This is a genomic window from Paenibacillus glacialis (assembly GCF_001637205.1).
Classification (GTDB): domain Bacteria; phylum Bacillota; class Bacilli; order Paenibacillales; family Paenibacillaceae; genus Paenibacillus_AQ; species Paenibacillus_AQ glacialis.
The window spans coordinates 106,400-132,203 of record NZ_LVJH01000029.1; the positions used below are offsets into that span (position 1 = coordinate 106,400).

General features: G+C 41.2%; 24 protein-coding genes and 1 other annotated feature. Of the genes, 23 read left to right on the forward strand and 1 reads right to left on the reverse strand.

What is annotated here, in order from left to right; translation table 11 throughout:
* Positions 1-13: 13 nt before the first annotated feature.
* The 20 genes from recA to PGLA_RS16580 all read left to right on the forward strand — a co-directional run bounded on the left by recA (position 14) and on the right by PGLA_RS16580 (position 21,195).
* Positions 14-1,075, forward strand: coding sequence for a recombinase RecA (recA, locus tag PGLA_RS16490; RefSeq protein ID WP_068534741.1), 1,062 nt, complete (start codon positions 14-16; stop codon positions 1,073-1,075).
* A 114-nt stretch (positions 1,076-1,189) separates the two neighbouring features.
* Positions 1,190-1,921 (forward strand): regulatory protein RecX, encoded by a 732-nt coding sequence (locus tag PGLA_RS16495; protein ID WP_068534744.1) that lies wholly within the window; start codon positions 1,190-1,192, stop codon positions 1,919-1,921.
* Between the two features lie 308 nt (positions 1,922-2,229).
* Positions 2,230-3,771 (forward strand): ribonuclease Y, encoded by a 1,542-nt coding sequence (gene rny / locus PGLA_RS16500; RefSeq protein WP_068534747.1) that lies wholly within the window; start codon positions 2,230-2,232, stop codon positions 3,769-3,771.
* Between the two features lie 70 nt (positions 3,772-3,841).
* Positions 3,842-4,636, forward strand: a complete 795-nt coding sequence (locus tag PGLA_RS16505; RefSeq protein ID WP_068534750.1) for a TIGR00282 family metallophosphoesterase — start codon at positions 3,842-3,844, stop codon at positions 4,634-4,636.
* An 87-nt stretch (positions 4,637-4,723) separates the two neighbouring features.
* A complete protein-coding gene (locus tag PGLA_RS16510) occupies positions 4,724-4,984 on the forward strand; it encodes a stage V sporulation protein S (RefSeq protein WP_068534754.1) in 261 nt (86 codons plus the stop codon).
* A 234-nt stretch (positions 4,985-5,218) separates the two neighbouring features.
* The gene (locus PGLA_RS16515) at positions 5,219-6,178 is read left to right on the forward strand and encodes a dipeptidase (RefSeq protein WP_068534757.1); all 960 of its coding nucleotides are present in this window, start codon (positions 5,219-5,221) and stop codon (positions 6,176-6,178) included.
* A 183-nt stretch (positions 6,179-6,361) separates the two neighbouring features.
* Entirely contained in the window at positions 6,362-6,934 is a 573-nt protein-coding gene (pduL, locus tag PGLA_RS16520; RefSeq protein ID WP_068534760.1) for a phosphate propanoyltransferase, read from the forward strand.
* Positions 6,935-7,066: 132 nt separating this feature from the next.
* Entirely contained in the window at positions 7,067-7,393 is a 327-nt protein-coding gene (locus PGLA_RS16525; RefSeq protein ID WP_068534763.1) for an ArsR/SmtB family transcription factor, read from the forward strand.
* A 153-nt stretch (positions 7,394-7,546) separates the two neighbouring features.
* Positions 7,547-9,313: a SulP family inorganic anion transporter gene (locus tag PGLA_RS16530; RefSeq protein ID WP_068534766.1), complete on the forward strand. Its 1,767-nt coding sequence runs from the start codon at positions 7,547-7,549 to the stop codon at positions 9,311-9,313.
* A gap of 194 nt (positions 9,314-9,507) precedes the next feature.
* Positions 9,508-11,094, forward strand: a complete 1,587-nt coding sequence (gene miaB / locus PGLA_RS16535; protein WP_068534769.1) for a tRNA (N6-isopentenyl adenosine(37)-C2)-methylthiotransferase MiaB — start codon at positions 9,508-9,510, stop codon at positions 11,092-11,094.
* 53 nt (positions 11,095-11,147) lie between these two features.
* The gene (locus PGLA_RS16540) at positions 11,148-11,561 is read left to right on the forward strand and encodes a YlbF/YmcA family competence regulator (protein WP_068535100.1); all 414 of its coding nucleotides are present in this window, start codon (positions 11,148-11,150) and stop codon (positions 11,559-11,561) included.
* A gap of 141 nt (positions 11,562-11,702) precedes the next feature.
* Entirely contained in the window at positions 11,703-11,864 is a 162-nt protein-coding gene (locus PGLA_RS28110; protein WP_161487935.1) for a hypothetical protein, read from the forward strand.
* A 36-nt stretch (positions 11,865-11,900) separates the two neighbouring features.
* Positions 11,901-12,302, forward strand: coding sequence for a PaaI family thioesterase (locus tag PGLA_RS16545; RefSeq protein WP_068534771.1), 402 nt, complete (start codon positions 11,901-11,903; stop codon positions 12,300-12,302).
* Positions 12,303-12,391: 89 nt separating this feature from the next.
* Positions 12,392-13,168, forward strand: coding sequence for an NUDIX domain-containing protein (locus tag PGLA_RS16550; protein WP_068534773.1), 777 nt, complete (start codon positions 12,392-12,394; stop codon positions 13,166-13,168).
* Positions 13,169-13,216: 48 nt separating this feature from the next.
* Positions 13,217-13,762, forward strand: a complete 546-nt coding sequence (locus tag PGLA_RS16555; RefSeq protein ID WP_068534776.1) for a cysteine hydrolase family protein — start codon at positions 13,217-13,219, stop codon at positions 13,760-13,762.
* 60 nt (positions 13,763-13,822) lie between these two features.
* On the forward strand, positions 13,823-15,277 hold the full coding sequence (locus PGLA_RS16560) for a nicotinate phosphoribosyltransferase (RefSeq protein WP_068534779.1): 1,455 nt from the start codon (positions 13,823-13,825) through the stop codon (positions 15,275-15,277).
* A 296-nt stretch (positions 15,278-15,573) separates the two neighbouring features.
* Positions 15,574-16,575, forward strand: a complete 1,002-nt coding sequence (locus PGLA_RS16565; protein WP_211269566.1) for a 2-oxoacid:acceptor oxidoreductase family protein — start codon at positions 15,574-15,576, stop codon at positions 16,573-16,575.
* 27 nt (positions 16,576-16,602) lie between these two features.
* On the forward strand, positions 16,603-18,909 hold the full coding sequence (locus PGLA_RS16570) for a thiamine pyrophosphate-dependent enzyme (RefSeq protein ID WP_068534785.1): 2,307 nt from the start codon (positions 16,603-16,605) through the stop codon (positions 18,907-18,909).
* A gap of 165 nt (positions 18,910-19,074) precedes the next feature.
* Positions 19,075-20,070 (forward strand): acrylyl-CoA reductase family protein, encoded by a 996-nt coding sequence (locus PGLA_RS16575; RefSeq protein WP_068534788.1) that lies wholly within the window; start codon positions 19,075-19,077, stop codon positions 20,068-20,070.
* Positions 20,071-20,241: 171 nt separating this feature from the next.
* Positions 20,242-21,195, forward strand: coding sequence for a copper amine oxidase N-terminal domain-containing protein (locus PGLA_RS16580; RefSeq protein WP_068534791.1), 954 nt, complete (start codon positions 20,242-20,244; stop codon positions 21,193-21,195).
* A gap of 79 nt (positions 21,196-21,274) precedes the next feature.
* Here PGLA_RS16580 and PGLA_RS16585 read toward each other — a convergent pair whose 3' ends face one another.
* Complete coding sequence (locus PGLA_RS16585) at positions 21,275-21,790, reverse strand: MogA/MoaB family molybdenum cofactor biosynthesis protein (protein WP_068534792.1); 516 nt, start codon at positions 21,788-21,790, stop codon at positions 21,275-21,277.
* Between the two features lie 198 nt (positions 21,791-21,988).
* Here PGLA_RS16585 and PGLA_RS16590 point away from each other — a divergent pair, with 198 nt between their 5' ends.
* From PGLA_RS16590 to PGLA_RS16600, 3 genes are all read left to right on the forward strand, one after another.
* Positions 21,989-22,981, forward strand: a complete 993-nt coding sequence (locus tag PGLA_RS16590) for a CobW family GTP-binding protein (RefSeq protein ID WP_425415399.1) — start codon at positions 21,989-21,991, stop codon at positions 22,979-22,981.
* Between the two features lie 77 nt (positions 22,982-23,058).
* Positions 23,059-23,327, forward strand: a binding site (T-box leader).
* Between the two features lie 65 nt (positions 23,328-23,392).
* Positions 23,393-25,099, forward strand: coding sequence for an arginine--tRNA ligase (argS, locus tag PGLA_RS16595; protein ID WP_068534794.1), 1,707 nt, complete (start codon positions 23,393-23,395; stop codon positions 25,097-25,099).
* Between the two features lie 126 nt (positions 25,100-25,225).
* Positions 25,226-25,708, forward strand: a complete 483-nt coding sequence (locus tag PGLA_RS16600) for a hypothetical protein (RefSeq protein ID WP_068535105.1) — start codon at positions 25,226-25,228, stop codon at positions 25,706-25,708.
* Positions 25,709-25,804: the final 96 nt, after the last annotated feature.

Consider the following 25,804-nt stretch of genomic DNA (forward strand, 5'->3'; position numbering starts at 1 on the left):
GGATGTGAGTCTATTGTCAGATCGTCGTGCAGCGCTGGATGTAGCGCTTCGTCAAATAGAGAAACAATTTGGTAAGGGTTCCATAATGAAGCTCGGTGAATCGAACAACATGCAAGTGGAAGTTACTTCCAGTGGATCTTTGGCATTGGATATTGCATTGGGTGTAGGTGGATTTCCAAGAGGTCGTATCATTGAAATATACGGTCCTGAGTCTTCCGGTAAGACAACCGTAGCTTTACATGCTATTGCTGAGGCGCAGAAGGCTGGCGGAACAGCAGCATTTATTGATGCTGAGCATGCGCTTGACCCTAAATATGCTAGTAATCTAGGTGTTAATATTGACGAACTTCTACTATCGCAACCTGATACTGGTGAACAAGCATTAGAAATTGCTGAAGCACTCGTACGCAGTGGTGCAGTGGATATTATTGTAGTTGACTCTGTTGCAGCCTTGGTACCAAAGGCAGAGATTGAAGGCGAGATGGGAGATTCCCATGTCGGTTTACAAGCTCGCCTGATGTCCCAAGCTTTACGTAAGCTTTCAGGTGCAGTTAGCAAATCTAAGACTACTGCAATCTTTATCAATCAGCTTCGTGAGAAGATCGGAGTTATGTTCGGTAACCCAGAGACTACGCCTGGTGGACGAGCATTGAAGTTCTATTCTACCATCCGATTGGATGTTCGTAGAGTTGAAAGTATTAAGAATGGTAACGACATCGTAGGTAACCGTACGAAGATTAAAGTCGTGAAGAACAAAGTGGCGCCACCTTTCAAACAGGCTGACGTTGATATGATGTATGGTATGGGGATTTCGAAAGAGGGAAGTATCGTAGATATCGGTACGGATCTGGATATCGTGAACAAGAGCGGTGCCTGGTACTCTTATGAAGGTGAACGCTTAGGTCAAGGTAGAGAGAATGCGAAGCAATTCTTGAAAGATCATTCTGCAATTTCAGATGTCATTGAGAACAAAATTCGGGAAGCTAGCAATTTGACGAATACAGTTACTCCTCCAAGCGCTTCAGAGCAAAAGGAAGACGAGTTGGAAGAGCAAGAATTGCTTGAAATGGAATAGACTTGTAACAATCGCAATCGATTATTCATTATATGAAGGGCGCCCGTATGCGGATTACAATGGGCGTCCTTTGTCTTGTACATATTCTTTGGGGGAAAGTGAGGAAATACAATTATGGACGCATGGAACGATGATCTTCAAGAGCAGGAATTGAGCGCTGTTTCCTATTTTCCCCAAGATCAGGAATTGGTCATTACGGGGGTGGAACGTGAACCCAAGCAAAAATATCGGTATCTAGTATCCTTTGGACAATATGTTCTGTCGGTTCACGAGGATATCATGATTAAGTACAGAATGATTAGCGGAAATGTATTCTGGAAACATGAATTAGAAGAAATTGTACTGGCTGATGAGAAACAAAAGGGGTATGTTCAAGCACTTAAATATTTAGAGAGAAAGTCACGTACTCGTAAAGAAATTCAGATTAGACTCCTAGAGAAGGAGACCTCGCAGGACGTCATTGAAGACGTGCTAGCGCGCTTAAGCCGCGAGGGTTTAGTTAATGATGCGATATATGCTCAGCAGTGGGCAGAACAGCGAATCACGAGTCAACGTAAGGGTAAAGCATGGGTAAGACAAGAACTAAGGCAAAAGGGTGTAGATAAATTACTGATCACGGAAGCACTAGATGGGGTGAGCCCAGATCAGGAATATCAGAGTGCGCTTATTATCGGTAGAAAGAAGTGGAATCAGTCTAAAGGTGAATTGTTAGATAAGAAAAGAAAGACAGGTTCTTACCTCATGCGACGCGGTTTCTCTGGCGAGCAAGTTAGACAAGTGTTGAACCAAGTCATTCAAGAAGATGATCTGCAGGATATAGATGACGACGATTTTGAGTGTGAATAGTTAAGAAAACATGAGATTAAGAGCGATTCCCTTGACAATATCTTTTCACAAATACTAAAATGAAATAGAATCTATATTCGTATAGAGAATCTTTTTCCTTCCAAAAGAGGTTCTTACTTATGAAAGATTTTGTCGAGCTATTCCTATGAATGAATTTATTGCCAGTGGTTGGCGGACATTACACATGTGAATGTGTACAAATTATCTGTATTGATAACTGATTTGTAGTATGATGAGTAAGTAAATGAATGACAACTGTAGAAAAATTCCAAGGATTCCTTGGAGGAACAAACGAGGAGGTGGACAGGATGGAACCATGGATTTGGATCTTGATCGTTCTCTTCGTAGCCGTAATCTTTGGGTTCGCCGGTTATTTTATTCGCAAATCTATTGCAGAAGCTAAGATTTCCAGTGCTGAAGAAGCTGCCGTCCAAATCGTGGAGAGCGCGAAGAAGGAAGCAGAAGCAGTGAAGAAAGAAACGGTACTAGAAGCTAAGGATGAAGTCCATAGAATTCGGTCCGAGGCTGAAAAAGACACTCGTGAGCGCCGGAATGAAATTCAACGGCAAGAACGTAGATTGCTGCAAAAAGAAGAGTCGCTGGATAAAAAAATGGAAGCATTAGAACGTAAAGAAGAACAAGTGGCTAACAAAGAGAAACGAATTGAAGAAACCCAGCAACAAATTGATACGATTTATAAGAGCCAGTTAACTGAGTTAGAGCGAATTTCGAATTTGTCTACTGAGGATGCTAAGAGTATTATCTTAACTAATGTAGAACAAGAAGTTCGTCATGAGACTGCACAAATGATTAAAGACATTGAGAGCCAAGCGAAGGAAGAAGCAGATAAGAAATCACGTGAAATTATTACGTTGGCTATTCAACGCTGTGCAGCCGATCACGTTGCTGAAACGACAGTGTCCGTCGTGACACTTCCGAATGAGGAGATGAAAGGACGAATTATCGGACGTGAAGGCCGGAATATTCGTGCTCTTGAAACCCTTACAGGAATTGACCTTATTATCGATGATACGCCGGAAGCTGTTATTCTGTCAGGATTTGATCCAATTCGTCGGGAAATTGCTCGCACGGCCTTAGAGAAATTGGTTGCTGATGGTCGAATTCACCCAGCACGTATTGAGGAAATGGTCGAGAAGTCTCGTAAAGAAGTGGATGAACGGATACGTGAGTATGGTGAACAAGCTACCTTTGAGGTAGGTGTACATGGATTACATCCTGATCTAATTAAGATCATGGGTCGTTTGAAATTCCGTACAAGCTATGGTCAGAATGTTCTGAAGCACTCTATGGAGGTCGCTTATCTAACAGGACTAATGGCAGGAGAGCTTGGAGAAGATATTGTACTTGCAAAACGTGCAGGATTATTGCATGACATCGGTAAAGCGCTGGATCATGAAGTGGAAGGATCACACGTTGAAATTGGCGTGGAACTAGCGAAGAAATATAAGGAACATCCAGTAGTTCTTAATAGTATCGCTTCCCACCATGGAGATGTCGAAGCAACTTCGGTCATTGCTATGTTGGTCGGCGCGGCGGATGCTTTGTCAGCTGCAAGACCGGGAGCACGCAGAGAGACATTGGAGACTTACATTAAGCGCCTTGAGAAGTTGGAATCGATCGCTGAGTCATTTGAAGGTGTGGAGAAATCCTTTGCCATCCAAGCAGGACGTGAAGTTCGCGTCATGGTACATCCTGAGAAGATCGATGATGTTGAATCGTTCCGCTTAGCACGTGACATTACGAAGATGATTGAGAATGAACTGGATTATCCAGGACATATTAAAGTAACGGTCATTCGAGAAACTCGTGCGGTTGAGTACGCTAAATAATGCTAAATATGAAAAGTGGCCACATTGGGGCCACTTTTCATATTGTTTATATTGAAGGAGGAGAACGGAAATTAACGTTTTATTTATTGGAGATATTGTTGGAGAAGTTGGAAGAAAAGCACTTAAAGCTATGTTGCCCGTTTTGAAATCGAAATATAACCCACACATCATAATTGCAAATGGTGAGAATTCAGCTGCTGGTCGAGGAATTACAGAGTCCATAGCGAATGATTTCTATAATTGGGGTGTCCATGGAATTACCATGGGTAATCATACGTGGGATAATAGAGATATATTTGAATTTATTGATGACGAACCACGAATGATTCGTCCAGCTAACTTCCCACCAGGGACTCCAGGACGTGGGCATACGGTTATCAAAGCTAATGGTAAGGAGCTTGCAATCGTAAATTTACAAGGGCGCACTTTTCTTCCTCCGAGTGACTGTCCGTTTCGTAAAAGTGATGAAATTGTCGAAGAATTACGTAAGAAACATAAGTGCATCTTGGTTGATTTTCATGCAGAGGCGACTTCCGAGAAAATATGTATGGGTTGGCATTTAGATGGACGTGTATCTCTTGTCGTGGGAACACATACTCATGTTCAGAGTAATGATGATCGAATTTTACCAAATGGTACGGCATATTTAACGGATGCAGGTATGGTAGGACCTAGGGACGGTGCTCTAGGTATGGAAAGAGAAGCTGTCATTCATAAGTTTGAGACGCAATTACCGGTACGTTTCGTTGTAGATACAGGGAAATGGCACTTCCATGGTGTATTTGTACAAATCGATGAAGCTACTGGTAAAGCTACAAAAATAGAGAAAATTCGCTTAGAAGAAGACGAATGGATTATGGAATAACAAAAAAAAGGTATTTTTTCTCCTCTCCGTAAATAACATCTAGTATGTGGATGTGAACCATCATCATTCCCAGGGGAGGATCAACCTATGGATGTATTAAAAGTTTCAGCTAAGTCCAATCCTAATTCGGTTGCCGGAGCGCTTGCTGGTGTTCTTCGTGAACGCGGCGTTGCTGAATTGCAAGCGATTGGAGCCGGTGCTTTGAACCAAGCAGTAAAAGCGGTAGCTATTGCCCGGGGATTTGTTGCACCTAGCGGAGTCGATTTAATCTGTATTCCAGCTTTTACGGATATTGTGATTGATGGGGAAGATCGTACGGCGATTAAATTAATCGTAGAGCCTAGATGAAAAGCGTTATTCATATGTGTATACCTGTTTACTTTCACAAAAGGTTGAACTTACCCATAGGGTAAATTTTATCTTTGACCAAGGTAACAGGTTTTTTTGAAATATAAGCAAGTAGAAGTTTCACTGGAAACGCAACATCTTATAATTCCGAAGAGACGGTAAGCCGGCCCTTAAGGGATGGTTTAGACGTTTCTTCTTGCATGGCTATATCATGCTAAGGGAGTTGAAGCATACATGAGACGTGTGGTGGATTTTCATTGTGATGTGCTCTGTAAAATGACGGAAAATACCACGATGTCTTTTTTAAATGACAATAGACTAGACGTCACGTATGAACGATTACACCAAGGCGGGGTAATACTTCAGTGTTTCGCTATTTATTTGTCAGAGAAGTGGGGGCAACCTCGATTTGAATATATATTGAACGGCATTGATATATTTCGTAATCGAGTCATCCCTAGCGGAGATGGTGTAGAATGGCTCCGTTGGAAAGATGAGGTCAATCAGTTTGGCAATGGGAAACCTTGGGGCATGTTGTCGATTGAGGGTGCAGATGGGCTAGAGGGTAATATGTTTAATGTGAGGACGGCGTATGAGTTAGGCGTACGATTCTTGGGATTAACGTGGAATTATGCGAATTGGGCTGCGGACGGTGTGCTTGAGCCAAGAAATGGTGGATTCACAAAGAAAGGAAGACAACTTATTGAATTGTGTAATGATATAGGGATGTTGTTGGATGTATCCCATTTGTCTCAAGAAGGGTTCTGGGAACTAGTAGAGATGACCAAGAGGCCGTTTATTGCATCACATTCGAATGCTTATGCCATATGTTCACATGCTCGAAATTTGAGTGATAAACAAATTCAAGCGATTGTAGCAATAGATGGTAGAATTGGCCTAACCTTTGTACCACTGTTTGTTAAGGCGGGTGTGCGCGTAACAACTCCCCATGATCTAGTACCACATATTGAACATATGTGTGAACTTGGAGCTGAGAAACACCTGATGTTCGGTTCTGATTTCGATGGGATTGAGTCTTGGATTGAAGATTTAGAGCATCCAGGGAAGTACCCGAAATTGGCGGAAGTATTGCTACAATATTATTCGGAAAAGCAAGTGAACTCATGGTTGTCTGGGAATGCATTAACTTATTTGGAGACAAATCTACCAAGTAAGTTGGCAATCAATAATTAAAGGGTTGAATAAATTGACTTTATAAGTAAACAATATGGCAATCATGTAACAGAACTCAAATAATGTCGAATGAGGTAGCCTAATACTGTGGGATGCCTTTTTATTTTGAACAAAAAGGTTGTATAATAGATGTTGATGTTGGCATATAGAGAATACTAGAGAAAACTTAAGGAGTGGAATTTCATGAGTAAATCTGTACCTGTAGGTGTATCGGCTAGACATATTCACCTTACACAAGAACACATTGAGGTTTTATTTGGTCAAGGGTACCAATTGACGGAGTTCAAACCATTGTCCCAACCTGGACAATTTGCAGCGAATGAAACCGTTGCGGTGATCGGATCTAAAGGTCAATTTGATAAAGTAAGAATATTGGGGCCTGCACGTCCAGCCTCACAATTAGAAATATCTCGTACAGACTCTTTTGCGATCGGTGTTAAGGCACCTGTTCGTGAATCAGGTAGTATTGACGGTACACCAGGGATTACGATTAAAGGACCTGCTGGTGAAGTTACCATTGAAGAAGGCGTAATCGTTGCGGCTCGTCACATCCATTTCCATACTTCTGATGCACAAGCTTGGGGAATCCAAGATAAACAATTGTTGAAAGTTCGTCTTGGTGGAGAACGCGGATTAATTCTTGAGAACGTGGTAGCACGTGTATCTGATTCTTTCGCATTAGACATGCATATCGATACAGATGAAGCGAATGCTTCAGGCGCTAAAACAGGAGATACAGCTGAGATTATTGACTAGCTGAAAGAACGATTAGCGTATTATTTTATTATAAATAAATGAGTACGTGGAAGCGGGAGATTCGATCTCCTGCTTTTTTTATGTTAATATATTTATATATTCAAATTATTGAACATTTGGGGAGAGAAGGTTATGTATCAAGATATACAACATTTTAAATCTGACTTTTTCAAGGCTCTAGCACATCCCCTACGCATAAAAATTCTCGAGGCTTTGGTAGATGGTGATAAGAACGTGAACGAGATACAGACGTTATTAGGCAGTGAGGGATCTGCTGTTTCACAACAACTCTCTGTATTGAGAAGTAAAAACGTTGTTTATGGTGTAAAGGATGGAACTTCAGTTATATACTCCTTGAGGGATCCTCTAATTAAGGAATTGCTCAGTGTAACCAAACAAATCTTTGATAATCACCTTGTTGACGCTATTTCAATGTTAGAAAATATAAAAAATCAGTAAAACCTAATAAAAGAAGCATTTCGATTGAATCACATCGATTTGCTTCTTTTTTGCTTTGATTTTCGATGTCCTGCTAAATTGACACTAACCATTTCAGGATATATTATTTTATATATATTCAAATAATCAAATATATCGATAGTGGGGTTGGGGATGAAGTTTTCTTTTACTGGGAGATATAAAGGATACAATAGAAAATCTTTGCAAAAAGACATCGTTGCAGGTCTTATTGTTGGCATTGTCGCCATTCCATTAGGGATGGCGTTTGCAATTGCATCAGGAGTTAAACCTGAGTATGGATTATATACGACAATCATAGCAGGAATATTGATCTCCTTGATAGGGGGATCTAAATTTCAGATTGGCGGACCTACCGGAGCTTTTATTCCGATTATTTTTGCAATCGTCATGCAGTATGGGTATGAGAATTTATTGATTGCTGGTTTTATGGCAGGGATATTACTTTTCTTGATGGGGCTATTTAAGCTCGGAGGGGTTATCAAGTTTATTCCACGTCCTGTTACGATCGGATTTACCACAGGAATAGCGGTGACCATCTTTACAGGCCAAATAGCGAGCTTTCTAGGATTGCAAAATCTTGAAAAACACGAATATTTTCTGTCGAACATGAAGGAATTAGTCAAGCACATTGGAAACACGAATATATATAGTGTTCTAGTGGCGGCGATTTCTCTCGGTGTGATCATTCTAACACCTAAGTTTTTCTCTAAAGTTCCAGGTTCGTTAGTAGGGTTATTAGTTTCTACGCTAGTAGCAACGACTTTGTTCTCAGATCAGGTCGCAACGATTGGTTCTACATATGGAGCCATTTCGAGTAGCTTACCTAGTGTACACTTTCCCGATTTTTCGATAGATAACATTCGGATGTTAATTAAACCGGCGTTTATTATTGCGATGCTAGGTGGTATTGAATCACTGTTGTCTGCGGTTGTAGCGGATGGTATGGGTGGGGGTAGACATCACAGTAATAGAGAACTTATGGGGCAAGGGATAGCTAATATGATCACACCCTTGTTTGGAGGGATTCCTGCAACGGGAGCCATTGCTAGAACGGCAACGAATATTAAGAATGGCGCCGTATCACCCATCTCTGGGATTATTCATGGGATCGTTGTCTTGTTAGTACTCGTTATATTCGCACCGTACGCTTCCAAAATACCGCTAGCAAGTATGGCCCCTATTCTAATGGTTGTAGCGTGGAATATGAGTGAGCGTAAAAAGTTTACACATATCTTAAGGACGAAATCAGCTGAAGCGCTGGTATTATTGACAACATTTATTTTAACAGTATTTACAGACCTAACAATGGCTGTTGAAGTGGGCTTAATATTGTCAGCGATCATCTTTATTAAACATATGAGTGAGCTTCTGAGCGTTTCCAAAGTCTTACCAGATCCCACTGCTGTAAATGAGAAGGTAGCCCCACATATGGTAAGTGAACATCATAACTGTCCTTATATAAGTATTTATACTGTCGAAGGCGCCTTATTCTTCGGGGTTGCCGATCAATTTGAGAAATCGATTATGGATGAAATGAAGCACGAACCTAAATTACTCGTATTGCGAATGAACAATGTTCCTTATTTAGATTCAACAGGGGAATCGAATTTCGCAAGTATTACGAATCATTTTGAGAAAAAGGGTGGTAAGGTACTGATCTCTGAAATACAGAATCAACCGCGCCAAGTTCTTCAAAATACACATTTAGATGAATGTATCGGGAAGGAACACTTTTTTGAGCAGACAGGAAAGGCTATCGATTATGCATTAACACAATTAAATAAATCGCATTGCCTAGGGTGCAAGTATTATGCGTTCCGAGAATGTCAGCAACGCGCTGTACCGAATGTAAAGGAACCGCTTGAAATAAAACCTCTTGAACCTAATGTGATAAAATAAATGGATGGGAGCACATTTCACTAAGATGTAGTGGGAGTGCTTTTTATTTTTTCACAATAACGGTCATTATTAGTACTTTCCGATTTCGATTTCTCTCATTAGTAAGATGGATATACGCGTAGTTTATATGCTATAATTTCATATTGAGACTAAATTAAATTTAATGGTATGAATAATAGAAGGAAGTGAAACCTATGACAAAAGGGAGCCAAAAACCATCGGACTTAAAATCCGAAAAGGTTAAGGATTACTCTACATATTTTGATTTCTCGGATGCTAAGGTTCTATCAGAGGATGAATTCGGTAAGAGAATTCGGATTAAGGGCCGTGAAATTAATATTATATCGGAGCCTAATCATAGACAGGAAAAGCAACGGGGTAAAGAAGATGTTCAGGTGTTGTACGGGAATGCCGTCCCAGACGAACTGAGAGGCATAGGAGAAGGTAAACACTATATTATCTATACCTTTGGATGTCAGATGAATGAGCATGATACAGAGACGATTAAAGGGCTATTAGAACAGATGGGGTATCGTAGTACAGAAGATCGTAAAGTAGCAGACATTATTCTGCTTAACACATGTGCTATTCGTGAGAATGCCGAAGACAGAGTATTCGGTGAACTTGGACATCTTATGCATCTGAAGACAGAGAAACCAGGTCTCCTGCTAGGTGTGTGTGGATGTATGGCTCAAGAAGAGAATGTGGTCAATCGTATTTTGCAAAAGCATGGTTTCGTCGATATGATCTTCGGGACTCATAACATCCATAGATTGCCCTTCTTAATTAAGGAAGCACTGTTCAGTAAAGAGTTAGTTGTTGATGTATGGTCCAAGGAAGGCGACATTATTGAGAACCTTCCTAAGAAACGCGAAGGTATGAAAGCATGGGTAAACATTATGTACGGTTGTGATAAGTTCTGTACATATTGCATTGTGCCATTCACTCGCGGCAAAGAGCGTAGTCGCCGTCCAGAAGATGTTATTGCAGAGGTTAGAGACCTTGCTCGACAAGGATTCAAAGAGGTTACGTTACTTGGTCAGAATGTGAATGCGTATGGTAAGGATTTCACAGATATTACATACAGCTTCGGAGACTTAATGGACGATATGCGTCTTATTGATATTCCACGTGTTCGGTTCACAACGTCTCATCCACGAGATTTCGATGACCAATTGATAAGTGTCCTGGCTAAGGGTGGCAATTTGGTAGAGCATGTTCACTTACCTGTTCAATCAGGAAGTACGGAAGTTCTAAAGAAAATGAGTCGTAAATATTCACGCGATCGATATATGGAATTAGCTCATAAGATTAAAGCGGCGATTCCGAATGTAGGGTTAACGACCGATATTATCGTTGGTTTCCCTGGAGAAACGGATGAACAGTTCGAAGACACAATGACAATGGTAAATGAAATAGGCTACGATTCAGCTTATACCTTTATCTACTCCCCTCGCGAAGGAACTCCTGCAGCGATCATGGAGGATAATGTTCCAATAGAAGTGAAGAAGGAACGTTTACAGCGTCTAAATAAAGCGATTGAAGATAACAGTCGTATGAATAATGAGAAGATGCTAGGAAAGATTGTGGAAGTGCTGGTAGAAGGAGAAAGCAAGAACAACGAGGTGGTTCTAGCAGGTAGAACACGTAGCAATAAACTCGTACATTTTGAAGGAAGTAAAGATTTAGTAGGAAAGTTAGTAAATGTTGAAATTAGTGAAGTTAAGACATGGTATATTAAAGGTGAGATTGTAACAGAATCTGTAGCTGTGAATTCATAAGATAAGGGGTGATCAATGTGACACAAGGTAAAGGTCAATTGAATAAATATGAAATGATGTCATATGATTCACGGGATTTGGTCATTCAAGAAGACGTTATGGCCAAAGCTAAGGAATTAGCGAACCTGATATCTAGTAGTGAGGAAGTACAGCAATTCCAACAAGCAGAAGAAAAGATTCGTAACCATGAGCGTGTACAAGATCTGATCACTGTTATTAAGAAGAAGCAAAAGGAGATCGTCGCTTTCGAATCTTTTAGAAATAAAGATATGGTTGCGAAGATTGAAGCGGAGATTGAAGTCTTGCAAGACGAGATTGACGGTATCCCCGTGGTGGTTGAATTCCAGCAGAGTCAAAGTGACATAAACTACTTGTTACAACTCGTAATTTCTGTTATCCGTGATACAGTATCCGAAAAGGTTAATGTAGAAGTGGGGACAGATTCACCTCCATCTAATTGCGGTTAATAATAAAAAAGGTTGCGGATAATTATCCGCGCCTTTTTATTGAAATATAAGAAAGTATAAGTTTCACTTGATACTCTAATTCTTATATTTCCGCTAAAAACGGGTGCCGTCTTTGGAGAAGGACGGCGAAGCCTTTTCTACTTGATTAGAGGAAAAGATAAGGTAACAACCAAGGCGGATCAACTCTATCTCAGTACGCATAGTGAAACGGATACCGTCCAATATTGGATGGGAATGCCGTTTCTTCTTGTGTCCTGTGGAGCTCGTATTACGCAGAAGGATAATATTACACAAGACTTGTAAAAATATGAGGATCGACACACATAGGGGGAACATACAATGCAGGGTTTAGACAGCATGATTTCTAAAGGTAAGGATACCTTTTGGGGATTTCTAGGGTGTGAATTTATTTCGGGTAATGGACAAGAAGTGAAGATCGCATTGGATGCTAAGGAGCACCACACTAATTCTCTAGGAATTGTTCATGGTGGAGTTCTAACTTCACTGATGGATCAAGCCATGGGAATGGTGGCTACCGCAGCTAAAAACGTTGATGCATGCGTAACGACGAATATGAATGTACACTTTGTATCACCAATGAAGCAGGGACGATTAACGGTGACTTCGATAGTTATTCATGAAGCGGGACGGAGTTTAACAACAGAAGCCCGTATTCATGACAGTCAAGGAACTTTAGGTTGCATATCCACGGCTACCTTCCGAGTGGTAAATAACAAATGATTGTGGCAGAACAGAGTCATACACTTGACAAATATTTTTAATAGATCATAATGAAAATATCAAATAGAATATTATGTGGTGATGATGAAATGAATGAACAAAAGAATGAACAAGAATCTTATAATTCTAAGAAATATCGCACGCCAGATGGTGTGCCTGCTGACATTGTCATGTTTACTCTGACGAAGCGGGAACGTAAGACGGTTACGAAGACTCTGCCTATTCGAGAGCTTAAGGTCATGCTGATCCGTCGGAAGTCTTGGCCGTATGCAGGCATGTGGGCATTACCTGGGGGGTTTTGCCAGGAGAGTGAATCCATTTATGATGCTGCTAAGAGAGAATTGAAAGAAGAAACGGGCGTGGACGGAGGTCATCTAGAATATTTAGGTGTCTACAGTAAACCGGGTAGAGATCCTCGTGGATGGATTATCAGTAATGCATTCTTTGCCCTCGTGGAAGAGGGGATGTTGGAGCAACGACAGGCTGCGGATGATGCAGAAGAAGTGGGTTTGTTCGAAATTCATGAGGCACTAGAACAATTAGAGCTTGCTTTCGATCATCGTGAGATTATCCGAGACGCTTATGTTAGGATTCAACAGAAGATGTTACAGACCACAATCGCCAAACAGTTTCTGCCTAAGCACTTTACACTAAGTGAGTTATATCAAGTCATTCAAGCCGTTGTGCCAGAGTTCAAGGAACCTAATTTCATACGTAAAATCACATCTACTCGCAGTAGACAGGGAATCCTTGAAGAAGTGAGAGATGAGATGGGTAAGAAGCTTAGCTCCAATCAATATTCACAACGTTCCGCTCAATTATATATGTTTACGGACGAAATACCTTTATTATCGATTTATACTTAATCTAACCTTAATATGGCTTAACGATTTGTTAATTGAGGAGTGGTAATGATGAAAGCACTAATCGTCATTGATTTCACCAATGATTTCGTGGATGGAAGTCTCCCTGTGGGGCAACCTGCAATCGACATTCAAGAGACTGTAGCGTCCATCACGCAGACATATGTAGATCAAGGTGATTTCGTCATCATGGCAGTCGATCTTCATGAGGCAAATGATCCTTATCACCCAGAGACGAGTCTGTTCCCTCCACATAATATCCGCGGTACACAAGGTAGAGAATTGTACGGAGATTTGGCTGATGTCTATCAGAGAAATCAGGATTCTATTTATTGGATGGATAAGACGAGATATAGTGCTTTTTGTGGGACGAATCTGGACATTATGCTCAAGGAACGCGGGATAACAGAGGTCCATTTAATAGGCGTGTGTACGGATATTTGTGTGCTTCATACTGCTGTAGATGCTTATAACAAGGGATATGGTATTAGGGTGTTTGAAGACGCTGTGGCTAGCTTTAATCCTGGAGGACATGAATGGGCGTTGCAACATTTTGCAGGGAGTCTAGGTGCTCAGGTAATACGAAGCTCAAATTGACGCTACTCTTTGTCATCAAATACAACAACGAACAGCACAATAACAAGGGGGGAGAACGTCATGCTAACAGAAGATCTTGCACTACACACGGATAAATATCAGATTAATATGATGTATGCACACTGGCACTTAGGCACACATGAACGTAAGGCGGTATTTGAAGCTTACTTCAGAAAGCTTCCTTTCGGTAATGGTTATGCAGTGTTTGCTGGATTGGAGCGAATTGTTCATTACATTTCGAATCTTCGGTTTACAGAAGAGGATATTCAATATCTCGCAGAGCAAGAAGAGAATTATGATCTTGGATTTCTAGAAGAATTACGGACGTTTCAATTCCGGGGGACGATTCATTCCATGAAAGAAGGGGCGTTAGTATTCCCAGGAGAACCGTTGATCCGAGTAGAAGCTAGAATGATGGAAGCCCAATTAGTGGAGACGGCTATCCTTAATTTCATGAACTTTCAGACACTTATTTCGACTAAAGCATCACGAATTAAACAGATAGCGGGTCAGGACATGTTACTGGAATTCGGTACACGTCGTGCACAAGAGGCGGATGCTGCAGTATGGGGAGCTCGTGCAGCTTATATTGCGGGATTCCATGCCACATCCAATATGCTAGCTGGTAAGAAATTTGGTATCCCAACGAAAGGTACACATGCACATTCATGGGTACAGAGTTTTGAAAGCGAGCAAGAATCTTTTGATGCCTATGCGAAAGTACTACCGGATCAAGTGTCTTTACTAGTAGATACATTCGATACACTCGAAAGCGGTGTTCCTCATGCCATTCAGACTGGGAAATATCTAGCCTCTATTGGGAAGGAATTAGCTGCGATTCGATTAGATAGTGGTGACTTGGCTTATCTATCTATTGAAGCTCGTAAAATGTTGGATGAGGCAGGTCTACCTAACGTTAAGATTGTTGCATCAAACGATCTGGATGAGAATACCATTCTCAATCTAAAGGCGCAGGGAGCGAGAATTGATACGTGGGGAGTCGGAACACAGCTTATTACTGCGGCGGATCAACCGTCATTAGGTGGGGTATACAAACTCGTTGAGCGGGACGTAGATGGGGAGATGAAACCAACCATCAAAATTTCCGGTAATCCTGAGAAAGTATCCACGCCAGGTAAGAAAGATGTGTATCGCATTATAGATCGCACCAGTGGTAAAGCATTGGCAGACTATATTTGTTTCCCTGATGAGGAACAACCTCGTGAAGGCGGGCCTATCAAATTGTTAAACCCGCAGCATTCGTATTTACAAAAGACGATTCGCAACTATGAAGCTATTCCTATGTTGGAACCTATCTTTGTGGATGGTATTCAAGTATATGTACTTCCTGTATTGGAAGCTATTCGTGACTACCACAAAGAACAGCTAAATCTCTTCTGGCCACAATATCTTCGGAAAATGAATCCAGAGATATTTCGGGTGAATATTAGTGAGAAGGTATGGGATTTAAAGAAATCCATGATGGCTGAATATATGCAAGAAGAGGACATATAAGATGTAACCTAAGCACGTCAAAGATCCAATAGGATCTCTGACGTGTTTTTTTGTTAAAAATATAAAAAGTATAGGTTTCATTAGATACAAGAAGTGCTCCACACGCTAGAATTATTTCTCGGGAAAGCGCAGGAATTGGCAAATTGGTTGTAGGTTCGACATATAACACAGCGTGGGTATCGCGCAGGCATCTTATTAAGGAGATGTATGATTATTATCATATCTAAAATTTGTGATATTTCGTTAAATAAAAACATCTACAATTATAGAAAAATATCCTGAAAGGGGTTATGTCGGTGGTACATCTGCCAAAAGTGAATGAACTGGGTTTCTTTGAAATTCGATTAGAGTCAATTGGAGGTCTTGGGGCAAATCTTGCTGGTAAAATGCTAGCTGAAGCTGGTGTTGAAGGAGCCGGTCTGAATGGGGTGAGTTTCTCATCTTATGGTTCTGAGAAGAAGGGCTCCCCTGTTAAAGCGCACATTCGTTTTTGCGATTTAAATACACCCATTCGTGATACATCCCCAGTAGAACGTCCGCATGTTGTTAGTATTTTTCATGAAGCTCTGGCGAAGACAGTAAACGTAGTCAGTGGAATTTATGCAGACAGTACAGTCCTGATTAACTCTCAGAAGTCACCTGAGCAATTAAAGGATGTTATGAATATGCTCGGAGGTACAATTGCTGTTATTGATGCCACCGGGATTGCTTTGGCCGAGAAAAACCGAGTCAATATGGCGATGATAGGTGCTATGTTCCGATTATGCCCTTTTCTAGATCCAGACACCATGAAAGATGTCATTCGCAAATCACTTGGAACCAAATATCCGCAAAGTGTTACTTCTGCAATAAACACGTTCGAACGTGGGTTTAACGAAGTTACGATACAGGAATTCCCTTTAATGGATGGATTGTCGATGCCAGAATTTATACGTGCAGATACACCAGTGCTTGGCTATGAGACACAATCGATCGGTGGGGTCATTACGAATCCTGGTAATAGCTTTTTGAAGGATCTCAGTATTTCACGATCGGGTATGATGCCTCATTTTGTATTGGATGATTGTATCCATTGTGCTCAATGTGACACCGTATGCCCTGATTTTTGTTTTGTGTGGGAAGAACAACCAGATAAAAAAGGAAGACCTCAAATGTTCTTGAAAGGGATTGACTTCCAATATTGTAAAGGCTGTCTGAAGTGTATTGAGGCTTGTCCGACAGATGCCCTTTCTAAAGTTCTTGAAGTAGAGGGCGCAGCAGATGCGCAGACGATTAAGCATGTCTTTGATTTAGTATAGAACAATGGTGAAAGGTGGGGTACTCTAGTGGCTGTTAATTATGAAACAGAAGTTGTTTTATCTGAAGTAGAGCAGTTAACTGTATATGAATCAGGGAATGAAATGGCTGCTTACGCTGCTCATCAGATTAACTATCATGTCATGGGTTATTTTCCAATCTCCCCCTCAACTGAGGTGGCACAATATTTGGATCTCATGAAAGCAAGTGGACAACATGATATAAAGTTGATCCCGTCAGACGGGGAACATAGTTCGGCAGGGATATGTTATGGGGCTTCTACGGCGGGTGGACGCGTATTTAATGCGACTAGTGCTAATGGATATATGTTTATGCTAGAACAGATGCCGGTGCAATCTGGAACTCGGTTCCCGATGGTATTGAATCTAGTCTGTCGTTCCATTTCAGGTCCTCTCAATATTCATGGAGATCACTCTGATTTATATTTCGCATTGAACACAGGATGGCCGATCTTGATGTGTCGTGATCCCCAATCTGTCTATGATATGAATTTGATTGCATTGAAGCTTGCTGAGCATCCTAAAGTACGACTTCCTGTGATGGTGGCTTCAGATGGTTACTTCACATCGCATCAGAAACGCCGTGTTCAAGCTTTCGCTCATAGCGCAGATGTACTTAAGTTCGTAGGTGAAAAGCCGCCAGAAGGCTTCCCTAATACGTTAGATAGAGATAATCCGATAACGGTTGGTCCTTATATGAACGAACCGGATTATATTAATAACAAATTCCAGCAATCACAAGCGATGTATAATGCGGGAGATGTATTTGAAGTCATTTCAAATGAATATAAACAACTTACAGGTCGACATTATGAAATGCTTGATATGTACTGCATGGAGGATGCCGAAGTTGCTGTATTCCTGATGAACTCAGCGTCAGAAATTATCAAAGATGTGGTGGATCAGCTTCGTAGTCAAGGGATCAAGGCGGGTTCAATCGCTCCTAATATGATTCGACCGTTCCCACAGCAACAAATAGCCGAAGCTCTTCAACATGTCAAAGCAATAACGGTTGGAGATCGAGCCGATTCTTATGGCGCTCATGGCGGAAATATGGTTAATGAGATTAAAGCTGCTCTGTTCACATATGGGAACACTTCTACGCAAGTGATTAGTCGGATATATGGACTCGGGGGGAAGGAATTCTACGCTGAGGATGGACATCATTTATTCGAACTAGCGATTGAAGCTGTTGAGAAGGGTAAGGTAGAAGTTCCTTTTGATTATTATGGTCATACCGTGGGTGATGCAGATAAGGCTCCTAAGCGAATACTTAAGCCTATGAAGTTCGAAGACTTAAAGACAGGTCTGATTACAATTAAGAAGGATGAAGTGACAGGTAAGTTAAGTGTACGCATTCCTCCACTACGTTCACTAACGAAGAAGCCGAAGCGATTATCTCCTGGACATGGTGCTTGTCCTGGGTGCGGGATATTCTCAGGACTCGAGACATTCTTCAAAGGAATTGAAGGGGATATTATTGCTCTGTACCATACAGGTTGTGCTATGGTCGTGACGACGGGATTCCCATATTCCTCTCATAAAGCTACCTACATCCATAATCTATTCCAGAATGGGGCTGCGACACTATCAGGTGTAGTAGAAATGTTCTGGGAGCGCAAACGCCGTGGAGAACTGGATCATTTAGGTCTGCAAGATGACTTCACGTTCGTGATGGTAACGGGTGATGGCGGGATGGATATTGGGATGGGTCCTGCCATTGGGGCAGCCCTTCGGAATCATAAGATGATCATTATTGAGTATGATAATGAGGGATATATGAACACCGGTGCTCAACAGTCTTATTCAACACCTATCGGAAATCGCACTTCTACATCGAATATTGGGAAAGAACAACAAGGAAAGACGACCCATCATAAAGATACGGCTCAAATTATGGCAGCAACGAATATTCCTTATGTATTTACCGGGTCGGAAGCCTTCGCACAAGATTTGGTGAAGAAAGCAGCCAAAGCCCAATATTATGCTCAGAATGAAGGATTAGTGTACGGAAAGATCCTTATCGCATGTCCGCTGAATTGGTTGTCCAATGACCATGAGGGAACTCAAATTGTGAATGAAGCAGTAGATTCTTGTTTCTTTCCACTCTATGAAGTCGAACATGGATGTACGACGATCACCTATAATCCTGAAGATAAGAACAAGAAAGTTGAGTTGCGTGAATGGTTGAAATGGATGGGCAAAACACGTCATCTACTTAAACCAGAGAACGAAGCGGCCTATGAGAACTTTCAAGGTGAGGTCGATCGGCGTTGGCATGTATTAAAGGCCAAACATGAGAACCCATACTTGTAAGGGAATTAAGAAATGAAGAAGGGTTCTCTCCTTAGTGTGTAAAGGGGGAGAGGCCTTCTTTTTTCTAGTGATGGATCCGTGTATAATAAGACAAAATTGTTTTTAACGTTGAGCCGAAATAAGGATTAGTCTTTAAGCTAATTAAGAAAGGGAATGTGGCTTTATATGAATAGTTTTCAAGCATTTATTATTCGTAAAGATGAACAAGGATTTCGCAGCAGTGTGGAGACTTTAAACATAGAGCAGTTATCAGAGGGCGACGTCATCGTAGAGGTTCATTATTCCGGAGTGAATTACAAGGATGGGTTAGCGAATTCACCGGAAGGAAGAATCGTTAGCTCGTATCCATTTGTTCCAGGAATAGATATGGCAGGTTCGGTTGTGGAATCTAGTCATCCCTGCTTTCAAGCAGGAGATGCTGTCTTGTGTACTGGATATGGACTAGGCGTATCCCATTTCGGGGGTTATAGTCGCTATGTGAGACTGAGTGGTGATTGGTTGGTGTCCATTCCCAAGGGACTTAATTTCAAAGAAGCTATGGGTATAGGCACAGCTGGATTTACGGCTGGATTGTCCGTGGATAGTCTAATTCATAATGGACTTTCACCAGAGCAGGGACCTGTGTTAGTAACTGGGGCAACAGGTGGCGTGGGTAGTATCGCAGTCAATATTTTAGCTCAGCTTGGATATGACGTTGTTGCAAGTACGGGTAAAAGTGAACTTCATAAAGATTGGTTACACCAACTGGGAGCCTCCTCAGTTGTTAGTCGTGAAGATATCATAGCATCTGCTAAGGGGGTTCTAGCGAAAGAACGTTGGGCAGCTATAATCGATCCTGTGGGTGGGTCTAATCTTAACGGATTGTTAAAGAGTATTCAGTACGGTGGGAGTGTAGCGCTATCTGGACTAACCGCCGGTGGGACCTTTGAGGGTACGGTGTATCCATTCATACTTCGGGGTGTACAATTGTTAGGAATCGATTCTGTGTATTGTCCGATGGAACGAAGGCAGGCAGTGTGGAGCAAATTAGGCGCTGAGTGGAAGCCAGTTAAAATGTTAGAGCAAGGTATAACAGAGATATCTTTAGATGAATTACCTAGTGTGTTAGAGACTATTTTACTAGGTGGAGCCGTTGGACGTACGGTTGTGAAGCTTGATTAACAAATGATTGAGGTTGCTAGATTAGCACGGTGAAATGAAAGCGTATTGAACAACATATAACAGGGTGCGAATTGGTGATAGTTGGCGCTCTGTTTTTAATTTTTTCTGGTTAAGTGGAACATTTTTGGTGTAATAAACGTTTAAAGATTAAGAGAAGGAAGGGGGGACTTCATGAAAAAGATTATATCTACTATGGTCATACTCAGCCTACTGAGTGTTGGTTCTATAGCAAATGCTGCCAAGCCTATATCAATATTCGTAGAAGATAAAAAGATTCAAAGTGTTGTAGCTCCGATTCTTGCACAAGGACGTGTCCTTGTTCCTATTCGTGTTGTTGCAGAATCTTTAGGTGCTAAGGTATCGTGGGATCAGAAAATGAACACGGTAACGATTCGTAAATGGTCTGAAAGCGTCATATTGACGTTGGGTAAAAACACTGCGTCCCGTGAGGGAAAACCCAATGAGTCAGGGGTTATAGATTTAGATGTCTCTGTGCAAAAAGAAAAAAATCGCATTTATGTACCTTTACGATTTCTGTCTCAGCAATACGGATACAAAGTGAATTGGGATGGTAAGTCGATTACCATTAAATCTCCGCTTAGCGCGAAAGAGCGCATGACGCTCTATGAAGGATCATTGCAGGAAGCTCGAACGTTAGTTATGCGAATGGTAAATTCATCTAATGTTCATTATGAGAACAAACCATTAAAGATCACAAATGATAGTGAAGATTTCAGCAAGACGTTTTTATTTCCTGATGGAGAGTCCCTTCGGTTCTATGCTATTGAAGGGGATACGGTATCGCTATATGAATTCAAGGATGATTTTCCCATTGTGACATGGCAAGCATATCTCCAAGAAGGAGATCCATTGCAACAATTTATTAAGGGCAAATACTTGGTTCAGAAGGGGAAATCAATCAATATACATAAAAAATTTCTTTATTATAATTTAGGGGGATGGGGGGATAGTTCTACTGAAAGAAGTGGTCAAATCGACCTTGAGGGAATCATGACTGGAATAGGTTACAAGCACCGTGTTAGTGGTGATGTCGTTAATAGCGAGGGTAAGATCTCGCTGGAGTTACCAGATGAAGTTCGCAAAGAAATGAAAAGAGACAATTAGCCGATTTGAAATGGGTAAGCCGATATCTGTTCTGTACAGTAGATATCGGCATTTTTATGTGGAAATCATCACTGGAAGTCTATGACCTTTTATGAATTTCTCTTATAACATGACGTAGCTCCGGTATGATGATGCGTTCAAGAGCTAATTTGACGGCGCCTTTGGATCCTGGCATCGAGAACACAGCGGTTGTCCCAACGGTTCCCGCAGTAGCCCTACTCATGATTGCAGCAGAGCCAATATCTTCGGTGAAACTCAAAAAGCGGAAAATCTCTCCGAATCCAGGCAATTCACGATCTAATATGGAGGATACGGCTTCATAGGTTGTATCCCGAGAAGAAATACCTGTTCCTCCTGTCAATAAGACAGCTTGAATGTCCTTATTTGAAGCGGCTTCATAGATTAACTCTCTCACACCGTCGTAATCATCTTTGACAATAACATATTGTGAGATGGTGTATCCTGCCTCTTGTAAGAGAGCTATCATTAATTGCCCACTTGTATCCGTTTCTTTGTTACGTGTATCCGATACAGTTATGATCATACAGGAGACAGTATCAGGTCCTTCACTGCGATGTTGGTCTACCGAATTCATTCGTTATTTCGCCCCTTAGATACTTAGGTATTTGCTATTATAAGCATAAGTCTTCTGGTATTTCCGTGCAACAATGGATCATTTGGACAATCCGTAATATAACATATATAGAATGAACTAGAGTTTAAACTTGTCTTTAGTTCCTTCTATATAGTAAACTCGGCTAACAAAGAAAGAAACATATGGAGGAGAAACACAATGAATATGAATCAAGTAACAGATCGTGTTACACCAATATATATATTGTCAGGATTTCTAGGAAGCGGGAAAACGACGCTGTTACAACGTATGGTGTCTTACTGGCAGGAACAGGGGCTTCGTCCGGCTGTTATTATGAATGAAATTGGCGATGTGAACTTGGAAGGTGCACTTATTGAGGAGACAGTCCCAATGACTGAAATGCTCAACGGTTGCATCTGTTGCACGAGTCGTGGTGATCTAAGTCTGGAGATTTCTAATCTAATTAAGAAAGAATCACCAGATGTCGTTGTCATTGAAGCGACAGGTATTGCGAACCCTATGGAAATACTGGATGGTGTGAGTGAAGCGGCATTATATATGAAGATTGATTTAAAGAGTGTCATTACCGTCGTGGATGCGTGTCATCTATTAGAACTGTATGAGGATCAAAAGGGTAAAACTTATCGATTGATGCAAGAGCAGATCCGTTGTGCATCCTACCTTATACTGAATAAAACAGACCGTATTAGTGAAACAGATCAAGAGAATTTACATAAGGTCATATCGCGGTGGAACGAATTCGCACCGATTATCCCCGCCGTACGTTGTGATGTTGATTGGGTACCTTTATTTGGACAAGATATTCGAACAGGGTATTGGAGAGATATGCACAACAGCCATTCACATGAGCACTGTCATTCCGACCATGACCATGCGCATAGTTCACATGATCATGTGATGGTATATACTCATTATTTCCAAGGTCCAATTGATAGTCAAGCATTTGAGAATTTGATTGCTCAATTACCTCGTGAAGTGTATCGTGCCAAAGGAATTATGACGTTTAGTGATACTTCGGCACGATTCTTATTCCAATATGCATTCAGAGAATCTGATTTCTTGAAGATCAATCCTCAGGGGATTGTTCCAGATGTTGTCGTATTTATAGGTGAACATTTCTCCCAATCTGAATTGAAGAATGCCCTAATTGAATTAGAGAAACAAGGTTGAAATCCATTTAGGAAAATAATAAAATGTGTTTAAGACTATTGCGTAGCTACGGCAGTGACAGGTATAATATTGTAAATTGAACGTCTTTGAACGGGAGAGTAATGGGATTAGCCAACAATTCAGCGAACCGGAAGTGGTGAAAGCCGGTATGTAGGTCCCTCATGAAGCGCACCCGGGAGATGGCTATTCCAACGTCGTAGATCATATGATTGATCACATCAGTAGAATAGTCCGGTTGATCTACGTTATAGATCATCAAGCGGAACAGCTCAAGGGAGGATAATATCCTCATACGCGCGGGTTCAACTAGAGTGGTACCACGGGAACTATAGCTCTCGCCTCTTATTTATTAGAGACGAGGGCTTTTTGATATTCAAAATTTATTAAAAAATAGCTGGAGGATGGTAAAACATGTTAAAGAAATGGGCTTTAGAAGCAATACAGCCACACGTCAATTTATCAGCAGAAGAAATAGGAGCATTGTTTGAATTACCACCCTCTGCTGCCATGGGAGATATGGCTTTTCCATGCTATATGTTAGCCAAGGCATACAGAAGATCTCCACAGGAGATCGCAGTAAACATAGCCAACCTTATTGATATGAAAGGGGTTAAGGCTGAAGCAGCTGGGCCTTATGTGAATTTGTTTTTTGATCGGGACTATTACGCTGGGATGCTGATGGAAGCATTACAACAATCGAGTTTTGCTCAATCGAACATAGGTCAGGGGAAAAAGGTCATTATTGATATGTCATCGCCTAATATTGCTAAACCCTTCGGTATAGGTCACTTGAGATCTACTATGATTGGTGCAGCGCTGTACAAAATGTATCAAACAGCTGGGTATGAACCGATAAGCGTCAATCATCTGGGTGATTGGGGAACGCAATTCGGAAAACAGATCACTGCGTATAAGCGGTGGGGGGATGATGAAGCCTTAAAAGAGAACCCTATACAGGAATCTTTACGGTTATATGTTCGTTTCCATGAAGAGGTAGAACAAGATGAAACCTTGGAACCAGAAGCGAGAAATTGGTTCCGTTTGTTAGAAGCTGGTGATGAGGAAGCTCTTCGACTATGGACGTATTTCGTAGAAGTCAGCATGCAGGAATTTAATAGAATGTATGAAAGACTGGATGTGACCTTCGATTATGTTCTTGGGGAGAGCTTCTATAACGATAAGATGAGTAAGGTGGTTCAAGAATTAGAAGACAAAGGTTTGCTAGAAGAAAGCGAAGGTGCAAAAGTTGTTCGCTTAGAAGATGTCGGCATGCCTCCATGCTTAATTATGAAATCGGATGGTACGACAATATATCCAACGAGAGATTTAGCGACGGCATTCTATCGTCATAACGTCTTGAAAGCTGAGCAGATTTTATATGTTGTTGGGGGAGAGCAAAAACTTCATTTCCAACAAGTGTTTGCAGTACTAGATAAAATGGGGGCAGAGTGGGTGAAAGATTGTACCCATGTTCATTTTGGACTGATGAAATTTGAAGGTAAGAAAATGTCCACACGTCGTGGTAAAATTGTGTATCTTGAAGAGGTACTGGATGAAGCGGTTGCCAGAGCATTGCAGGTCATTGAAGATAAGAACCCAGAACTTGAAGATAAATATCAGGTGGCAAAGGATGTTGGAATTGGAGCTATCATTTTTGGTGATCTGAAGAATAATCGGGTTAACGAGGTGGACTTTTCTTTGGAAGATGCGCTGAATTTCGAAGGGGAGACAGGTCCTTATCTACAATATACGTATACAAGAACACAAAGCATTCTAGCTAAGAGTCTTACATTAGATCAAGAACGTGAGACTGAGGGTATAGAGAATCAGGAAGTGATGTATGCTGAAGCATTAGGTGAGTCCGGCTGGATCCTTCTTAAACTACTGAACCGATTCAACGAGCAGTTGAAAAGAGGGATTCAGAATAATGAACCTTCTGTACTAGCAAGATTCGTATTAGATGTAGCACAGGCGTTCAATCATTTCTATAGCCAGGAAAGAATACTAAGTGAAGAAGAGCATCTAAGAACAGTGCGGGTAACCTTGGCGCGATTAACTGGTGAATCATTACAAAGAACCATGAACGTTCTCGGTCTTCGTACCCCAAATCGCATGTGAACTTATTTATGTGAATGAATTTGAAACACTTATTGATTGATTCCGCATATTCCTTTAACATAAGGAGTAACAAAGCATATCATTTTGCACATGTTGTATGTGTTGATAGTGAATGGAGCGGAAAGCATGAGAAAAGAAAAACTGCTCGATAGTGATCATTCTAAGGATGTATTCGCATATTTCGGACTTGCTGTATACTATTCACAAGCTTTGGAGCAACAACTGGCTAACTTATTAATGCTCATGAAGCTATCACAAGGCACGATTCCATCAGAAGAAGACTTCACCGAACTATATCAACGTAAGCTAAGCAGTTCGCTAGGCCAATTAGTACAGGAAATTCAGCATTATTTTCCGTTCTCGGAAGAGGAAACGATTCAATTGAAAGAAGTATGGAAACAGCGAAATTATATTGTCCATGATTATTTCAAGGAGCGAATTCAAGATACCTTTAGTCCAGCAGGCCGATCCCGAATGATTCGAGAACTGACGAGTTTTAAAGATCAGGCGCAAGCGTTGGAACGGAAGCTTCAAGGATATTCTCGAGAATTGTATCGAACACTAGGGCTAGAAAAGGACTTTACTCCAACTCGTTCCGATAAATCATAGAAAAGAAGAACCTTTAACAATAAAGAACGACACGCCAATAATTTTGGTGTGTCGTTCTTTGTTATTCTTGAATGAGTTGCATCGATACCGTCAAGA

What these genes read in the sequence shown, in the direction of transcription:
- PGLA_RS16515 (WP_068534757.1), top strand. Translation starts at nt 5,219, where the DNA reads ATGAGACGTGTGGTGGATTTTCATTGTGATGTGCTCTGTAAAATGACG.
- PGLA_RS16600 (WP_068535105.1), top strand. Translation starts at nt 25,226, where the DNA reads ATGAGAAAAGAAAAACTGCTCGATAGTGATCATTCTAAGGATGTATTC.
- PGLA_RS16530 (WP_068534766.1), top strand. Translation starts at nt 7,547, where the DNA reads ATGAAGTTTTCTTTTACTGGGAGATATAAAGGATACAATAGAAAATCT.
- argS (WP_068534794.1), top strand. Translation starts at nt 23,393, where the DNA reads ATGTTAAAGAAATGGGCTTTAGAAGCAATACAGCCACACGTCAATTTA.
- miaB (WP_068534769.1), top strand. Translation starts at nt 9,508, where the DNA reads ATGACAAAAGGGAGCCAAAAACCATCGGACTTAAAATCCGAAAAGGTT.
- pduL (WP_068534760.1), top strand. Translation starts at nt 6,362, where the DNA reads ATGAGTAAATCTGTACCTGTAGGTGTATCGGCTAGACATATTCACCTT.
- PGLA_RS16540 (WP_068535100.1), top strand. Translation starts at nt 11,148, where the DNA reads ATGATGTCATATGATTCACGGGATTTGGTCATTCAAGAAGACGTTATG.
- PGLA_RS16580 (WP_068534791.1), top strand. Translation starts at nt 20,242, where the DNA reads ATGAAAAAGATTATATCTACTATGGTCATACTCAGCCTACTGAGTGTT.
- PGLA_RS16560 (WP_068534779.1), top strand. Translation starts at nt 13,823, where the DNA reads ATGCTAACAGAAGATCTTGCACTACACACGGATAAATATCAGATTAAT.
- PGLA_RS16510 (WP_068534754.1), top strand. Translation starts at nt 4,724, where the DNA reads ATGGATGTATTAAAAGTTTCAGCTAAGTCCAATCCTAATTCGGTTGCC.
- PGLA_RS16525 (WP_068534763.1), top strand. Translation starts at nt 7,067, where the DNA reads ATGTATCAAGATATACAACATTTTAAATCTGACTTTTTCAAGGCTCTA.
- rny (WP_068534747.1), top strand. Translation starts at nt 2,230, where the DNA reads ATGGAACCATGGATTTGGATCTTGATCGTTCTCTTCGTAGCCGTAATC.
- PGLA_RS16575 (WP_068534788.1), top strand. Translation starts at nt 19,075, where the DNA reads ATGAATAGTTTTCAAGCATTTATTATTCGTAAAGATGAACAAGGATTT.
- PGLA_RS16545 (WP_068534771.1), top strand. Translation starts at nt 11,901, where the DNA reads ATGCAGGGTTTAGACAGCATGATTTCTAAAGGTAAGGATACCTTTTGG.
- PGLA_RS16550 (WP_068534773.1), top strand. Translation starts at nt 12,392, where the DNA reads ATGAATGAACAAAAGAATGAACAAGAATCTTATAATTCTAAGAAATAT.
- PGLA_RS16585 (WP_068534792.1), bottom strand. Translation starts at nt 21,790, where the DNA reads ATGAATTCGGTAGACCAACATCGCAGTGAAGGACCTGATACTGTCTCC.
- PGLA_RS16590 (WP_425415399.1), top strand. Translation starts at nt 21,989, where the DNA reads ATGAATATGAATCAAGTAACAGATCGTGTTACACCAATATATATATTG.
- PGLA_RS16555 (WP_068534776.1), top strand. Translation starts at nt 13,217, where the DNA reads ATGAAAGCACTAATCGTCATTGATTTCACCAATGATTTCGTGGATGGA.
- PGLA_RS16495 (WP_068534744.1), top strand. Translation starts at nt 1,190, where the DNA reads ATGGACGCATGGAACGATGATCTTCAAGAGCAGGAATTGAGCGCTGTT.